The organism is Desulfosporosinus nitroreducens (assembly GCF_023897015.1).
Taxonomy (GTDB): Bacteria; Bacillota; Desulfitobacteriia; order Desulfitobacteriales; family Desulfitobacteriaceae; genus Desulfosporosinus; species Desulfosporosinus nitroreducens.
Genome location: NZ_JAMHFY010000010.1, coordinates 60,995 through 75,422 on the forward strand (window position 1 = coordinate 60,995; position 14,428 = coordinate 75,422).

At 38.0% G+C, this 14,428-nt stretch carries 15 protein-coding genes and 1 riboswitch; of the genes, 13 read left to right on the forward strand and 2 right to left on the reverse strand.

Translation table 11 applies throughout. The features are described from left to right. Positions 1 to 1,044: an agmatine deiminase family protein gene (locus M8E35_RS12670; RefSeq protein ID WP_252469491.1), complete on the forward strand. Its 1,044-nt coding sequence runs from the start codon at positions 1 to 3 to the stop codon at positions 1,042 to 1,044. After that, entirely contained in the window at positions 1,041 to 1,925 is an 885-nt protein-coding gene (gene aguB, locus M8E35_RS12675; RefSeq protein ID WP_252469492.1) for an N-carbamoylputrescine amidase, read from the forward strand. The genes M8E35_RS12670 and aguB overlap by 4 nt, the downstream gene beginning before the upstream one ends. A 151-nt stretch (positions 1,926 to 2,076) precedes the next feature. Here aguB and M8E35_RS12680 read toward each other — a convergent pair whose 3' ends face one another. Further along, positions 2,077 to 2,415, reverse strand: coding sequence for a helix-turn-helix domain-containing protein (locus M8E35_RS12680; protein ID WP_252469493.1), 339 nt, complete (start codon positions 2,413 to 2,415; stop codon positions 2,077 to 2,079). Positions 2,416 to 2,598: 183 nt separating this feature from the next. On the opposite strand from M8E35_RS12680, the gene M8E35_RS12685 reads away from it, so the two are divergent. The 3 genes from M8E35_RS12685 to mch all read left to right on the forward strand — a co-directional run bounded on the left by M8E35_RS12685 (position 2,599) and on the right by mch (position 5,227). Beyond that, positions 2,599 to 2,976, forward strand: a complete 378-nt coding sequence (locus M8E35_RS12685; protein ID WP_252469494.1) for a response regulator — start codon at positions 2,599 to 2,601, stop codon at positions 2,974 to 2,976. Between the two features lie 92 nt (positions 2,977 to 3,068). Further along, positions 3,069 to 4,154 carry an HD-GYP domain-containing protein gene (locus M8E35_RS12690; RefSeq protein WP_252469495.1) on the forward strand — a complete coding sequence of 362 codons (1,086 nt, stop codon included), beginning with the start codon at positions 3,069 to 3,071 and terminating at the stop codon, positions 4,152 to 4,154. A 104-nt stretch (positions 4,155 to 4,258) separates the two neighbouring features. Next, positions 4,259 to 5,227: a methenyltetrahydromethanopterin cyclohydrolase gene (gene mch / locus M8E35_RS12695; protein ID WP_252469496.1), complete on the forward strand. Its 969-nt coding sequence runs from the start codon at positions 4,259 to 4,261 to the stop codon at positions 5,225 to 5,227. A 103-nt stretch (positions 5,228 to 5,330) separates the two neighbouring features. After that, a riboswitch (cyclic di-AMP (ydaO/yuaA leader) is annotated at positions 5,331 to 5,479 on the forward strand. A gap of 88 nt (positions 5,480 to 5,567) precedes the next feature. On the opposite strand, the gene M8E35_RS12700 is transcribed toward mch, so the two are convergent. After that, on the reverse strand, positions 5,568 to 6,143 hold the full coding sequence (locus M8E35_RS12700) for a DUF8453 domain-containing protein (protein WP_252469497.1): 576 nt from the start codon (positions 6,141 to 6,143) through the stop codon (positions 5,568 to 5,570). Positions 6,144 to 6,411: 268 nt separating this feature from the next. Between M8E35_RS12700 and M8E35_RS12705 the strand changes: the two genes are divergently transcribed. From M8E35_RS12705 to M8E35_RS12740, 8 genes are all read left to right on the forward strand, one after another. Next, positions 6,412 to 7,779, forward strand: a complete 1,368-nt coding sequence (locus tag M8E35_RS12705; protein ID WP_252469498.1) for a citrate/2-methylcitrate synthase — start codon at positions 6,412 to 6,414, stop codon at positions 7,777 to 7,779. Between the two features lie 239 nt (positions 7,780 to 8,018). Further along, positions 8,019 to 9,761 carry a methyl-accepting chemotaxis protein gene (locus M8E35_RS12710; protein WP_252469499.1) on the forward strand — a complete coding sequence of 581 codons (1,743 nt, stop codon included), beginning with the start codon at positions 8,019 to 8,021 and terminating at the stop codon, positions 9,759 to 9,761. Between the two features lie 146 nt (positions 9,762 to 9,907). Next, positions 9,908 to 10,450, forward strand: coding sequence for a hypothetical protein (locus tag M8E35_RS12715; protein ID WP_252469500.1), 543 nt, complete (start codon positions 9,908 to 9,910; stop codon positions 10,448 to 10,450). Between the two features lie 355 nt (positions 10,451 to 10,805). After that, complete coding sequence (locus M8E35_RS12720) at positions 10,806 to 11,255, forward strand: hypothetical protein (protein WP_252469501.1); 450 nt, start codon at positions 10,806 to 10,808, stop codon at positions 11,253 to 11,255. A 62-nt stretch (positions 11,256 to 11,317) separates the two neighbouring features. Next, entirely contained in the window at positions 11,318 to 11,785 is a 468-nt protein-coding gene (locus M8E35_RS12725; protein WP_252469502.1) for a hypothetical protein, read from the forward strand. Next, entirely contained in the window at positions 11,782 to 12,375 is a 594-nt protein-coding gene (locus M8E35_RS12730) for an accessory gene regulator ArgB-like protein (protein WP_252469503.1), read from the forward strand. The genes M8E35_RS12725 and M8E35_RS12730 overlap by 4 nt, the downstream gene beginning before the upstream one ends. After that, positions 12,372 to 12,494, forward strand: a complete 123-nt coding sequence (locus tag M8E35_RS12735) for a cyclic lactone autoinducer peptide (protein ID WP_252469504.1) — start codon at positions 12,372 to 12,374, stop codon at positions 12,492 to 12,494. Before M8E35_RS12730 ends, M8E35_RS12735 begins: the two co-directional genes overlap by 4 nt. A 131-nt stretch (positions 12,495 to 12,625) precedes the next feature. After that, positions 12,626 to 14,410: a two-component system sensor histidine kinase NtrB gene (locus tag M8E35_RS12740; protein WP_252469505.1), complete on the forward strand. Its 1,785-nt coding sequence runs from the start codon at positions 12,626 to 12,628 to the stop codon at positions 14,408 to 14,410. The last annotated feature ends 18 nt before the right edge of the window (positions 14,411 to 14,428 follow it).

The window sequence follows — 14,428 nt, forward strand, 5'->3', positions numbered from 1 at the left end:
ATGTATCCAATCAATTTAAACTATAAGATGCCGCCAGAGTGGACGAAGCATGCGCGTACCTTTATTTCGTGGCCAATAAAGGCGTCTATGTGTTACCCAGAGGATTTTGATGCTGTTTGTAAGGGCTATACAGAGATTATTCAAGCAATAGCTGAATTTGAGCCGGTAACGGTTGTGGTGAGTTCAGAGGATTTGGAGAAACTTTCAGGCTTATTTCATGGTGAACAGATTGAACTCTTGGCTATTGAGCATAATGATGCGTGGCTGAGGGATAATGGACCTACATTTCTTGTCCGTGATGGCGGGGATGTGGCAGGGGTCAATTGGAAGTTTAATGCTTGGGGCGGTAAATACTCCCCGTGGGATTTAGACGATCTTGTAGCCACTAAAATCTTAGATCATGTCGGAGTAAAACGATTTGATGCTCCTCTGGTTATGGAGGGAGGCTCCTTCCATGTGGACGGAGAAGGTACACTGCTGACTACGGAGCAGTGTCTCTTAAATCTTAATCGCAACCCTGACTTAACAAGAGAACAGATTGAAGTTGGGTTGAAGAGATTTCTCAATATCCAGAAAGTGGTCTGGTTAAAAAAAGGGCTAGATGGGGATGAGACTGATGGTCATGTAGATAATCTTGCCTGCTTTGCAGCTCCGGGTAAAATCCTGCTTCAGATTTGCGAAGATCCTAAGGACGAAAATTATGGGATTACCAAAGAGAACCTTGAAATTTTAAAAAAGGAGACGGACGCCAAAGGAAGGTCCTTTGAAATTATACCTATTCAACAACCTCCTAAAATGTATGATCCAGTTTCTAATGAACGATTAACCTTGAGTTATTTAAACTTTTACTTTGTTAATGAAGGAATTATTTTGCCGATTTTCGGAGGAAAGGCAAAAGAGTCTGATGAGTTAGCGGTACAAATGTTGAGCCAAACATTTCCTCAAAGGCGGATCCGTCCAGTTAATGGAATGGGGCTTATTCGAGAGGGCGGAAATGTTCATTGTGCAACTCAACAGATGCCAGCGAGGAGGAATCAAATGTGAGAAACGTTAAAGTTGCGGCTACTCAGATGAGTTGTGCTGAGAGTATCGAAGAAAACATTGCTAAGGCGGACGTCTTAGTGAGGGAAGCCGCTGCTAAGGGTGCTCAGATTATCTTGTTGCAAGAGTTGTTTGAAACCCCATATTTCTGTCAAAAAGAAAAATCTAAGTATTATACGTATGCCACAGAACTAGAGCAGAATCATGCGGTAAGGCACTTTAAAAAGGTAGCTGAAGAGCTTCAGGTAGTGTTGCCGATCAGCTTCTATGAGAAAAAAAACTATGCCCGTTATAACTCTCTGGCCGTCATTGATGCTAATGGAGAGGTGCTGGGAAAGTATCGCAAGAGTCATATACCAGATGGCCCGGGGTATGAAGAAAAGTTCTATTTTAATCCAGGAGATACAGGTTTTAAAGTCTGGAATACGCGTTTTGGCAAAATTGGTGTCGGAGTCTGCTGGGATCAATGGTATCCCGAAGCTGCTCGATGTATGGCTCTGATGGGTGCTGAGTTGCTTTTTTATCCAACAGCTATTGGTTCAGAGCCCCAAGATGGATTGATTGACTCCAAAGAACATTGGCAGACTTGTATGCTTGGGCATGCGGCAGCAAACCTAATTCCCGTGATTGCTTCTAACAGAATCGGAGTTGAGGAGGACGATGATTCCAATATCACGTTCTATGGATCTTCCTTCATTGCGGGTCCGCAAGGGAATAAAGTTATTGAAGCTGGCCGTGCAGAAGAAACCGTGCTTGTTGCTGAATTTGACTTGGAGCAGCTAGAAACGCAGCGACTTGAGTGGGGAATTTTTCGAGATCGTCGACCTGATTTATACAGAATCATTTCAACGTCTGATGGGGAATTAAACCCTAAATGGGACTAGTCATGATATTGGAGGCCCCGGTTAAAAAACCGGGGTTTTTTGTTTGCCAGTTAGAAAGTATAACCTATTGTCAGATACTTTCTGAAAGCATAAGCAGTAAAGTGGCTTCTTTTAAGATAATAAGAATTATGACAAAGGGAAGCATAGGTGCTCAAGCCGACTCACTGGTAGAAACGAAATAGGCCATAGCAACTTCATAGAGGAAATTAATTGATTTAGGATTTTTTCCAGCTAAGAGAGCATTGAGCTTTTCGAGTGTTGGGTCGGAATCCTCTGAAGCAGTATAGAGCAAAACGGTAGGTTCAACTTCTAGGGCGGTGCCTATTCTTGCTAATAGGTCTAGTGAAGGAGCCCTAAGGCCACGTTCCAGATAACCTATATAGGAACTACTGACATTAACCAGTTCAGCAAGTTTTTCTTGTGTGAGGCCCCTTGTCTGGCGGAATAAGCGTATATTTTTTCCTGCAACCTCTTGTATGTTGTTAGACACACTATCACCTCTCCATCCAATTTTATGTTAGTCATCAGAAACATCTTACCGACTGTGTGTGCTTAATTATGTTGAAAAAGGCGACATATAGTTATACAATATGAAATTAGTAGTCTGAAATATATAGCGATAATGAGTCTAGAAGTTAAATAATGTATATTTAATAGAAAGGAGGAAGCAAAATTGTCGGGATATATTTTAGTTGTCGATGACCAATTCGGGGTCAGACTTCTTATTCATAAGGTTTTAGAGGAATCAGGCTATAACGTAAAAGCAGTGGCAAGCGGGTCGGAATGTTTGAATCATGCCATCTCATTAAACCGCCCATCTCTTATTCTATTAGATCAAAGAATGCCGGCAATGACAGGGCTTCAAGTATTGTCTCGACTTAGTCAGGATGATCAGGCTAAGGATATTCCAGTAATTATGATAAGTGCAGAAACTGATTTGGAGGACCTTGCGCGATGTTTTGGTGTGCAAAATTTCTTAAGCAAACCTCTGGACTTAAATATTTTGCTTAAAACTGTTCAGGAAACTTTAGCAGGAGCGAGCTTGGGATAAAGCAACAATGCAGGGACTAATAGCTTGTTGTGGCAGAAAGTTAAAATTTTAAGTTTTTAATGTACAGCTTTGCATGGATCTGGAGGTATTCGATGAATGTAGTTCTTGAAAAATTACCACCAGGATTGTTTTTACAAAAACTAGCCCCCGTGGACTTGTTTGATACCAGTGGTCTTCTTTTATTAACAAGAGGGCAGCTAATAACAGATAGGGTCAGGGAACGATTGGTAAGAAGCGAGGTTTACACTTTAATATCTGAGAAAGATCATGTCAATTCATCTGGTACTGAGTTAAAGACTTTTCCAAGAGATCTTTATTTGGACATTGTAGGTTCAATATGGAGTATTTATCATGATACAGGGCTAATTACATCGGAGCAAATAGCCCAAACGATGGTTCTTATAGAGTTGATTATTATGGAAATTAACGGTAAATGGATGTGCATAGATAATGATTCTCTGCGAGTGGATTTGGCTAGTTTAAAAGAACATGACTACTGTACTTTTGTACACGCAGTTAATGTTGCTATTCTCTCTACAATAATCGCAAGAGGATTAGGCTATCAGGGGCAACGTTTAAGGTATCTGACAATGGGGGCAATCCTCCATGATATTGGGAAGATTAAAGTACCCTGTGAAATTTTAAATAAGCCTGGGTTATTAAGTGAAAAGGAATTAATAATTATTAAGCGGCACCCTATTGAGGGAGAGAAAATGCTGCATAATACAGATGTTTCACCAATTATATTAAATTCGGTAAGACTGCATCATGAACGTTGGAGTGGTAATGGATATCCCGATGGACTTAGTGGATCCCGAATCCTCCTTGATGCCCAAATTATTGCGATAGCAGATGTTTATGATGCCCTAACGGCAGATCGACCTTATCGTAAAGCACTTCCACCTTATCATGCTCTTGAAATGATTTTAACCATGGAAAAGGATTTTAATCCAATAGTTGTCACTGCATTTCGTAATTCCTTAAATCTATATCCTAAAGATACCTTAGTAACTTTAAATACTGGGGAAATAGGTGTAGTTGTTGCTGTGCCGACTAATTTCCCGACGCGTCCACTTGTGAGACTTATGTTTGATTGCAATGGGAAATATTCAGATAAAGAAATTTATATAGATTTAATGAATGAGTTGACGTATTTTATTAAGAGTCCTTCAGTATAATTCGAGAACAATTGATAATTTGGAGATGGTAAATTTATATAAGACATACTAAAAATGGATAAGATAAAGACATGTTAAGAGAATGATAGAAAAGGAAGAATAGCATGTCTTTTCCAAATACACAACAATCCAAACTAAGTCCAAATCGCCAAGCATTTCCTTTAGTTAACGAATTTATCCTGAAGAGCAAACTTCTGAGGGTTGGAGTGAAAAAACAAAATGAGGTAACTGTAATAGACTGCGGAGTTCAAGTACAAGGCAGCTGGGAAGCTGGCGTTTTGTTTGCTGCAGTCTGCCTCGGCGGGTTGGCACAGGTTAAAATACATTGGTTAGACTTTAGCGGGTTTCGCTGGCCCACGGTGGAGGTTGTTACTGCTCATCCGGTTCAAGCTTGCCTGGCGTCTCAATATGCTGGCTGGCCTATCAAAAATGGCGATTTAACCGCAATGGGTTCCGGACCAGGGCGTGCCATTATTCATCAGGGCAGTCTGTATGACAGGAATGGATACAAAGATTATTCGAAGACGGCCGTTATATGTCTGGAAAGTGAGGAGCTCCCAACTGCGGCCGCAGTCCAATACTTAGTAGAAGAATTAGGGTGTGAGCCTAAGGATCTCTATATTTTGGCAGCTCCAACCGCGTCTCTAGCGGGTTCAGTCCAGATAGCTGCACGGGCTTTGGAAACGGGTTTATCTAAGCTTGCTGTACTGGGGTATGATTTAGAAAGAATAGATTCTGGCTGGGGAACTTGTCCGCTTCCGCCTGTTGCAGGCAGTAACCTCAATGCTTTAGGAAGGTCAAATGATGGGATACTTTATGGTTCTACAGTACTTTATAATCTTAAAGATAATGATAAAACCTTAGATTCGTTAGTAAATCAAATTCCGTTCTGTTTTTCTCGGGAATATGAACGGCCTTTTATAGAAATCTTTGAGGAATATGGGGATTTCTATAACATTGATCCCATGGTATTTAGCCCTGCCGAGGTATGGTTATGTAACTTGAATAGCGGGCGTTCTTTTCATGCTGGGGGCTTACGTCCGGACCTTTTACGCAATTCATTTGGGATATAAGATCTTCTGCCTAAAGATAGACAGAAGATCTATATCTTGAAATTGACTAGATCGAATAAAGTATGGTAAGATTTAATTTGTTCCGAGTAAATCAAAACTATATAGTTCTCTATCGCTTAATTCAATTTTTTGAAGCGGAGAAACCAATTTAGGGGTGAATCCTTCGCAGTATGTTTTCAGATTTGCGAGGGTAGGGTTACTTTTCAATCCGAATCCGTCAGCTAACTTCGTAAGCGTTGAAAGGGAGGAACCAATGGCATGATCTAGCTTTGCTTTGCAATCTATAGGTCTTAATTGGCTGAACCTTTGACAATAGTCGGGGTTTTTCTTGATTTTAGGGTCACTTAAGTAAGTGGAGGTTATTTAAATAGTTCAAAATGTTCTCTTTCTCACTTATTTCGACGTGAATTAGTGGTTGTTGTTTTCCTGCAATGACCCCAGCCCATTTAAGATAAATTGTTTGGTTATAGGATTTATGAACAATAGGATCAGCGTAGCTTAGGCTAATGATGATAAAATGGGGATGGATATTGGCTTCGTCTAATACTTTGTCTTTGAGGTTAAGAAGTAAACTTGTGGTTGTATCCCTGGGAATATCATTTACAACGGTATAATCGTCAATAAGAATGGGCTTTTCTAACAACTGTTGCTCAAAAACTATGATTCTACTTGAAAGAGTTGTTGCAGGATGGGTCCCAACGTTCTTGAATCTGAATTCAAATTCGAAACTTGATTCCTTTGTAAAATGGAGTGAAGGAGATTCGATAAAGGTCAAATATGGGCGTGCCGCTTCACGCTGTATTTTCCAGGTAGTAACAGAAATATATACAGAAATTAGAGAAACGAGGGCAAAGATTAGAGTAGATATTGTGACGACGGAGCCTGACCAATTCCAATTTTTAAAGTTCCAAGACATGCTTGCCCCCTTATTTTGAACATCTTATTTTGTTAATATATATTAATTAATTAAGGGAAAAATTCATTTGCTTTCCAAATTAAGAAAGCTGTCTTAACCTGAAGAGTTTACGCGGAAGTATAAGTCGATTATATTTCAAGCGGCACAGGGTATGATTTAAGAATAGGCATTGCGAACAACCTTGTATACTATAATACAGAATCTACAATAACAATGACATATTACGATAGGCACTTAAGATATAAAAAAATTTAGAAAGGGAGATTATATGAATTATGTTAATATGAATTTGTCTGAAGAGAATACATTGACCAAGTTGAGCAGAATGGCTGAAGAAAGTGGTTTTATTAAACCTGAATTATATAGGAAATATGAAGTAAAGCGGGGGTTGCGTGATTTAGATGGAAAAGGGGTACTTGTTGGCTTAACAGAGATCGGTGAGGTCCATTCGTACATTATGGATGAAGGGGAAAAGGTTTCTGTCCCAGGACGTTTAATATATCGAGGTATAGACATCAGAGATATCGTAATGGGTTTTATTGAAGATAATCGCTATGGGTTTGAAGAGACAGCCTACTTGCTGCTTTTTGGAAATCTACCAGATCTTAACGCACAAAAGGAATTTGAGCAACTTCTTTCACTTTATCAAAGACTCCCGGAAGATTTCACTCGCGATGTTATCCTAAAGGCACCAAGCAAAGATATCATGAACACGCTAGCAAGAAGTGTTTTGGCATTATATTCCTTTGACGAAAATCCAGATGATACATCTATGCAAAATGTTTTAAAACAATGTCTGAGGCTGGTTGCTTGTTTTCCATCCTTGGCAGTTTACGGATATCACGCCTTAAGCCATTACCATGGAAGCCAAAGTCTTTATATCCATAGTCCCCGGGCTGATTTAAGCATTGCTGAGAACATCTTAGCTATGTTGAGACCGGATAGTAGTTATACTCAGTTAGAGGCAACACTGCTGGATCTGGCTCTCGTTCTTCATGCCGAGCATGGTGGAGGGAATAACTCATCATTTGTCACTCATGTTGTTACTTCTACTGGTACGGATACCTATTCTGCTATGGCGGCAGCAATTGGAGCGCTTAAAGGGCCGCGACATGGAGGAGCCAATATTAAAGTTGTTCAAATGTTTGAAGATATGAAAGAAAAATTAAAGGATTGGGAGGATGACGAGGAGATAGAGCAATACCTTACGCGCATCCTCTCCAAGGACGCATTTGATCGTACTGGCTTAATCTATGGGATTGGGCATGCAGTATACTCAATATCGGATCCTAGGACAGTCATTCTTAAAGGTTATGTTTCTCAACTGGCTCAAGAAAAGGGACTGGAAGATGAATTTAATCTCTATGCTAAGGTTGAGACCTTAGCGCCTCAGGTTATTTCAAAGTTTAATACAATGTATAAGACTGTAAGTGCCAATGTCGATTTCTACTCAGGTTTTGTATATAAAATGCTTAATATCCCAATGGAAATGTTTACACCGATTTTTGCAATTTCTAGAATTGTTGGTTGGAGTGCTCATCGCATCGAAGAAATCGCTAACAGTGGAAAGATTATTAGACCGGCTTACAAAAGTGTAGCTCCGAGACGAAGTTACCTTAGGATGAATGAGAGATAGAGGGATATGTAGCGACAATCATAATGTGGCAGGTGGTTCCCCAGGGAATCACCTTTTTAATGTTAATGTACTAAGGCGAAAAAGAGACTATATCCCCAGTGCCCCAATTACCTTATCTGATTAAATATTAATTTAGAAACTAAAAAAACTGTTTTTAACAAACTAAATAATAGAGGATATTACCCTTTTTTGTTGAAATGTAATGCAATCTAGAATTAAAAGGAAAATGAGGCGATGATATGGAAACTAAGCTTGTGAAACAAAAGTCTAATATAAGCTATGGAGTCCGAATCAAATTATTGTCAGGTTTTTTTGCAGTCTTACTTTTAACCCTACTTGTAGGGGGCGTGGGTTACTATGGTGTTTATAAGATCAATCTTGAAGCAGAAGATTTAGGGGGGCACTGGCTGAAAGCAACTAGTGCCTTGGCAGTAGTGATAGAGGATACGGAAGATACTCGACGCTATCTTATGGGGGGATTTCTGATGCGTTCAGAAGCCCAAGCTTTTCTAGACTATAAAAATCAATTTGTAATAGCAAAAGCGAAATGGGAGATGGATTTTGCTGAGTATAATAACTATGTGACATCTGCTGATGGAAAAGCAAGCAGTGAGGAAATGAGAAAATCATTTAATGCTTACATAGAGGATGCTGAGAAGGTTTGGCTGTTAACTCAAGAAGGTAAAGATGTTGAGGCTAGACCCATATTGACTCAAACAAGCAAGGCTAGTTTTGATAAGTTGCTTAAAAATATGGAAGCTCAGATGGTCTATATGGAAGCTGGAGGGGCAGAAGCTACCCATCATGCTCAAACTACAAAAAACTCTGTAATAAAGCTTCTTATCATTTTCGTGATACTTGCTTTGATTGTTGGGGCAGTTTTAGCAATTATGCTTGCCCAACATATTAGCCGCCCTCTTGTTGCAGTGACACAGGTTGCACAATCTGTTGCAGATGGAGACTTGAACGTTAAAATACCAGAGATTAAGAATAAAGACGAAATCGGCATACTGTCTATAGCTGTCAGTGAGATGGTGCAATCCTTAAGAGGAGTCATTGGAGAAGTTCTAACTCAATCAGAGAGTGTGGCAGCAACCAGTCAGGAATTGTCGGCTGCCTCAGAGCAAGCAACTGCATCAAGTGAGCAAGTTGCTGAAACGCTTGGTCAAGTTGCAGCGGGTTCAACGAATACAGCGGTTTCGATAGGAGATATTGTAAAAGTCATTGACCAATTGTCGGCTAATGCTCAACAAGTAGCAGAAAATGCTGAGACGGTTAGTCAAAGCAGTGAAAAGACAGCTCAGGCGGCAGACTTGGGAGCCCTTCAATCGGAAAATGCAGTGCAAAAAATGGAAGCAGTACGAGAGGTTTCAGCTCAGTCAGCTGAAGTTATTTCTCGGTTAGGTGATGAATCAAAACAAATTGGGCAAATTGTTGATGTGATCAGAGGAATTGCTGATCAGACTAATTTATTAGCTCTTAATGCAGCAATTGAGGCCGCTAGGGCGGGAGAACAAGGACGAGGATTTGCAGTTGTCGCTGAAGAGGTGCGTAAATTGGCGGAACAGTCCTCTGCTTCCACAGTTGAGATCGCAACTCTAATTGAAAATATCCAACGAGAGGCGGAACATGCAGTTGGAGTAATGGAGAAAGGAAAGGTTGAAGTCGCTGCAGGAGTTGAAGCAGTTAATTTAGCCGGAAATTCCTTCCGAACCATTGTAGAAGAAGTTAACAAAGTCGTTGAGCAAATTCAGCTAATTACAGAAGCTTCACAGCAAATGGCTATTGGGACCTCTGCAGCGGCCAAATCAGCCGAAAACATTGGTGTTACTGCTCAGCAAGCCGCTGCCAGTACACAAGAGGTTGCTGCAACTTCTGAAGAACAAGCTGCCACAATGGTATCAGTAAGTCAATCTGCAGAAGCCTTAGCTCAGCTTGGAGAAAGACTGATGAGTGCTGTTGTGAAATTCAAGCTATATTAAGCTGTTATCAAAATAAACTTGGAAGCAAATCCGGCCTAAAATATGGGCCGGATTTTTTAGCGTTTTGTTTACATTAATAACCAAACATTGTTTGTTTAATTAAGGCAATACTATATGAGGTTATTAAATTTTTAGGAGGAATTAATATGAGTAATGGTAAAGAAGGTATCAAAGAATTAAAATCTCTAGCCGCTGAAGATGTTCGGGCTGATATGGAGGTAGCCATGGAATTAGGGCAGTTGAAAGATCAATTTTATCGGATGGAGCAAGCCTTTTCCACCTTCAAGAATCAGACTCAACAGAGTTCCCAGGGTCAAACACAACAATCTCAGGATCAGGGGCAACAACAATTAAATCAATTAGTACAACATATGACTCAATTTAAGACCCAGTCACAACAACAGCAACAACAAGCTTTTACTCAATTGCAACAAACCATACAACAAGGTATGCAAGCCTTGAACCAAGCAAATCAATATATTCAATCAACTCAAGTTCTAACTCAAATGAATAATTTTATTGAACAAGCTCAACAACAACTTCAAACTATGACTCAAAATCCGCAGCAAGGTCAAGGGCAACAAGGGCAGGCTCAGGGTCAAGGTCAAGGTCAACAAATGTATGGTCAAGGCCAAGGTCAAGGCCAGCAAATGCAACAAGGACAACAGGGTCAAGGATGGTTTCAGTAGCAATCAGGAAACAGCCATTAAGAGCTTTCTAATAAGCGTTTTCGGTCAAATTATAAAGGTGCGACCCCAAAGCTTTTGCTTTGAGGTCGTACCTTTATTTACTCTGATGGAGTTTTGTGTCAAAAGTATGATTCATGAAAAAAACCTGTTTAAACATTTCGGAATGGCTATTGGAGTTTTGAAAATATGAGGTTACCGTAGAATTGAGTAGAATAGCCTATTTTCAACCCATAATGTTAATTGTAAAACATGCTAGACAAGATTTACGCGAATTCGACATTTAGAGTGTGCGATAATAACAATTAATATCTGGTAGTTAGGGTTATGGCGTTATATCAACTTCAGAGGGAGTTAGATGAAGATTCCTATGATTATTTTACTCTTACAAGGAATACCTGAAGGAACTGCACTTACGGCTCTAGCTTTTGTGATTTCTAGAATTCCTCTAAAACTCAAACAGATTCTATTGGTTGGGACTGCTTTAGCCGTTTGTGTGAATATAATAAGACTGTTTTCTATCCCTATGGGTCTTCATACTATTTTGGCAACCTTGATCTTGTTTTTAATTCTAACTAGATTAAGTAAGGGGGATGTCGGTCTATCCTTTATAGCAAGTATGTTGAGCTGCCTAACTCTAATAATATTTGAGACAGCTTGCTTACCTTTGTTAAAGCCTGTTTCTATTTTAGCACCAAAAACTTTATCAACTTATCATGCTGTTAGGATCATATTAGGAGATATTCATGTCCTTCTTTTATTTATCTCAGCTTTTCTACTAAAAAAAATCATTTCTAACAAGAGTTAAAGGTTCCCTATTCGTCAATTTCAATATTTAGGTCTTCTAATGTTGACGTTTAGTACGAGAGGTTGTGTGATATTATTAATATTCCTTTCATTGCTTTACTCTTACAAGGCATACCTGAACAAATTGCAGTTGTAACTTTAGCTTGTGTAATTGCCAGAATACCTTTAAAGTGGGAAAAAATTATTATGTCTGGTATCATTTTAGCATTTGTTTCGTATGCAGTAAGAATGTTTATCATCTCCTTTGGTCTTCATACTATTTTATTAGTCGTTATATTATTTATAGCTTTAACTTGGCTAGGTAAGGGGGATTTTAGTTTATCTCTTATTGCAAGTTTATTAAGTTTCTTAGCTTTAGTAATCATTGAATTTGTTTGTCTATCGCTGTTAATGCCTGTTTTTGGAATCACACCTGAAAAGTTATTCCCCAACTTGGTTATAAGGATTGTGATAACAGAACCGCAAGTATTTCTCATATTTATCTGTGCGTTTTTATTGAATAAGTTTATGAAAACGAGGTGGGAAGTATGAATTTTTCTGAGAATATTAGCAATAGACTTACTGAACTAATAACAAATGAACTAAATTATAACGAAGATAAGAAGGAGATTATAACATATGCCATTGAAACTGCACTATTATTTGCCTTAGGCTCATTATTCTTGATAGTTTTAGGATATTCTTTTAATGCGTTAATGCCAACTGTTAATGCTGCCGTTTTTGGAGGCTTATTAAGACGAGTATCAGGTGGGGCACATTTTAATACCCCTCTTAAATGTTTGGGTTTTGGTTCTATAGTATATATTTCTATAGGAATGCTTTCGAAAAAAATTGTTGATTATGACTTAACAAATCAGTATGTTCTTATTAGTTGTTTGCTTGTTTCTCTTTTACTTGTAGCTTTCCTAGCTCCTGTAGACAGCGAAGCAAAACCAATCCATTCTAGTAGCCTGAAATTTAAACTCAAGATTGCATCAATGGTTTTTGTAATTATTTCGTTCTTATTAATTTCTTTTATTGATAATAAATTAGTAAATGTTAGTGTAGTTTTAGGTGTAGTTTACCAAAGCCTAACCCTTCTGCCTATTTTTAATAGGGAAGGAGGTGAGTATAGATTATGAAAAGGTATTTGCTAGTTGCAGTTGCCTCCTTCCTTATGCTCCTAGCTAGTGCAACCTCTGTTTTTGCGTGTGGATTTTGGGCATATCAGCCTAAAACTCCGAAAGCATTGCAAAGATGATTCGAGGGTCATAAACACATTTCGTTGCCAACAATATAAGGAGCTGGGTGGATATCCCAGCTTCTTATATTGCAATAAGCTTTCATATGCCTACTTGTTTTTCTATTTTTGGACAGCTGGAGGATAACTTGATGGCTATTAATATCAAAGATATTTTCAAAAGACAATCTATTCTTCAATCTACTTTATTTAAAGTAATTTTTAGTATTTTTGCTTTTCTTATTTTATTTATACTTCTTTATGGACAGAATTTTTGGGAGAAACAAGCACTAAAATTTAATTACGATTTATTGTTAAATGCTTCAGGAGTTCAAACAAAAATACAATCTATGATTTTGGACATAAAAGAATTAAAAAGAGATAATAATTTAACGAAGGATAATAAAATTATAAAAATAAATGAAGTTATCCAGTTAATGCTTAATAAAAATGATAATTATATCATAGGTTATTATGATAATGAATTAGATTTAGTTGTTAAAGAACCAGAACCATATAGTGATGCTATTTCATGTGAGGAAATTCGCTTTGAAATAGTATCATCACTAAGCGAACCTAATAACATATCAAATAATGACAGGGAAATTAGGGCTATCCTACCAATATATGATCAGGGAATAATAGTAGGTTATGTTTGGGCCTATGCTCAGGATGCTGATTTAGTATTAACGTCATTTAATGAATTGAGCGCAATAGTAATACTAGCTTTAACTTTATCAGTATTAATTATAATTTCAATCAGAAATCATATGAAGCAGATTGAATTATATTTAGAAAGATTTTGCACAATTATAATGGATAATAATAGTGATCATGAAAATATTTTAATTAAATTACCAGAATTGAAACCTGTTTTAAATAAGATCACTTGTTTTACAGATGATTTAAAACAAGTAAACGTAGCCTTGGAAGCCTCAAAACTTAACATAATTAAAATTATGGAAGGGATTTCAGACGGGTTTTATGCCTTAGACCGCAATGTGCAGTTTACCTTTATTAACAAGGAAACACAAAAGTTTATTGGCGGGAATAATGTTGAACTTATAGGAAAAAGCATATGGGAAGTATTTCCAAATATTAAAGGTTCTGTAACTTACGATAAGATATACGAAGCAATGTCTCAAAATGAATCAGTTCATTGGGAAGCAGAAGGCTTAGCAAACCCTGATCAAAACCATGAATTTCATGCTTACCCCTATAACGAAGGCTTGACAGTATTTTTCAGAGATATAACGGAGTTGAAACGACAGCAACAAGAGCTTGATCGGTTAGAAAGGCTTAATCTGATCGGCCAATTAGCAGCTGGAATCAGCCATGAAATAAGAAATCCGCTAACGACTGTCAAAGGTTTTTTACAGTTTTTTGGTGCAAAATCTCAATACATAAATGATAAAGAATATCTGGATTTGATGATTTCTGAGATTGACCGTGCCAATACAATAATAACTGACTTTTTATCTTTGGCGAAAGCAAACTCAGATAATATCATGCGCCAAAATATTAATGAAGTTATTAATAAAGTTTTACCTATGATCCAAGCCGATGCTTATAACAATAACAAAGAAGTTATTGTAGATTTAAATCTGGTGCCGGATATTATGATCAATGAAAATGAGATAAAACAACTTATTTTGAACTTAGTTCGTAATGGATTAGAGGCCACTGCGGAACGGGGATGTGTTAAAATTAGCACCTATCTAAAAGAGGATAAGGTTGTTTTAGAAATTAAGGATCAAGGAGATGGTATTCCTCAAGAAATACAAGGGAAAATGGGCACTCCATTTTTCACAACAAAAGACAGTGGTACAGGTCTCGGGCTAGCAATATCTATTGGAATTGCTCAAAGACATGGAGCTGGTTTCGAATTTAAAACAGGGAACAGCGGAACAGTTTTTTATACAACTTTTACTTCTTAGAGAGTAGTTAGTTATGTT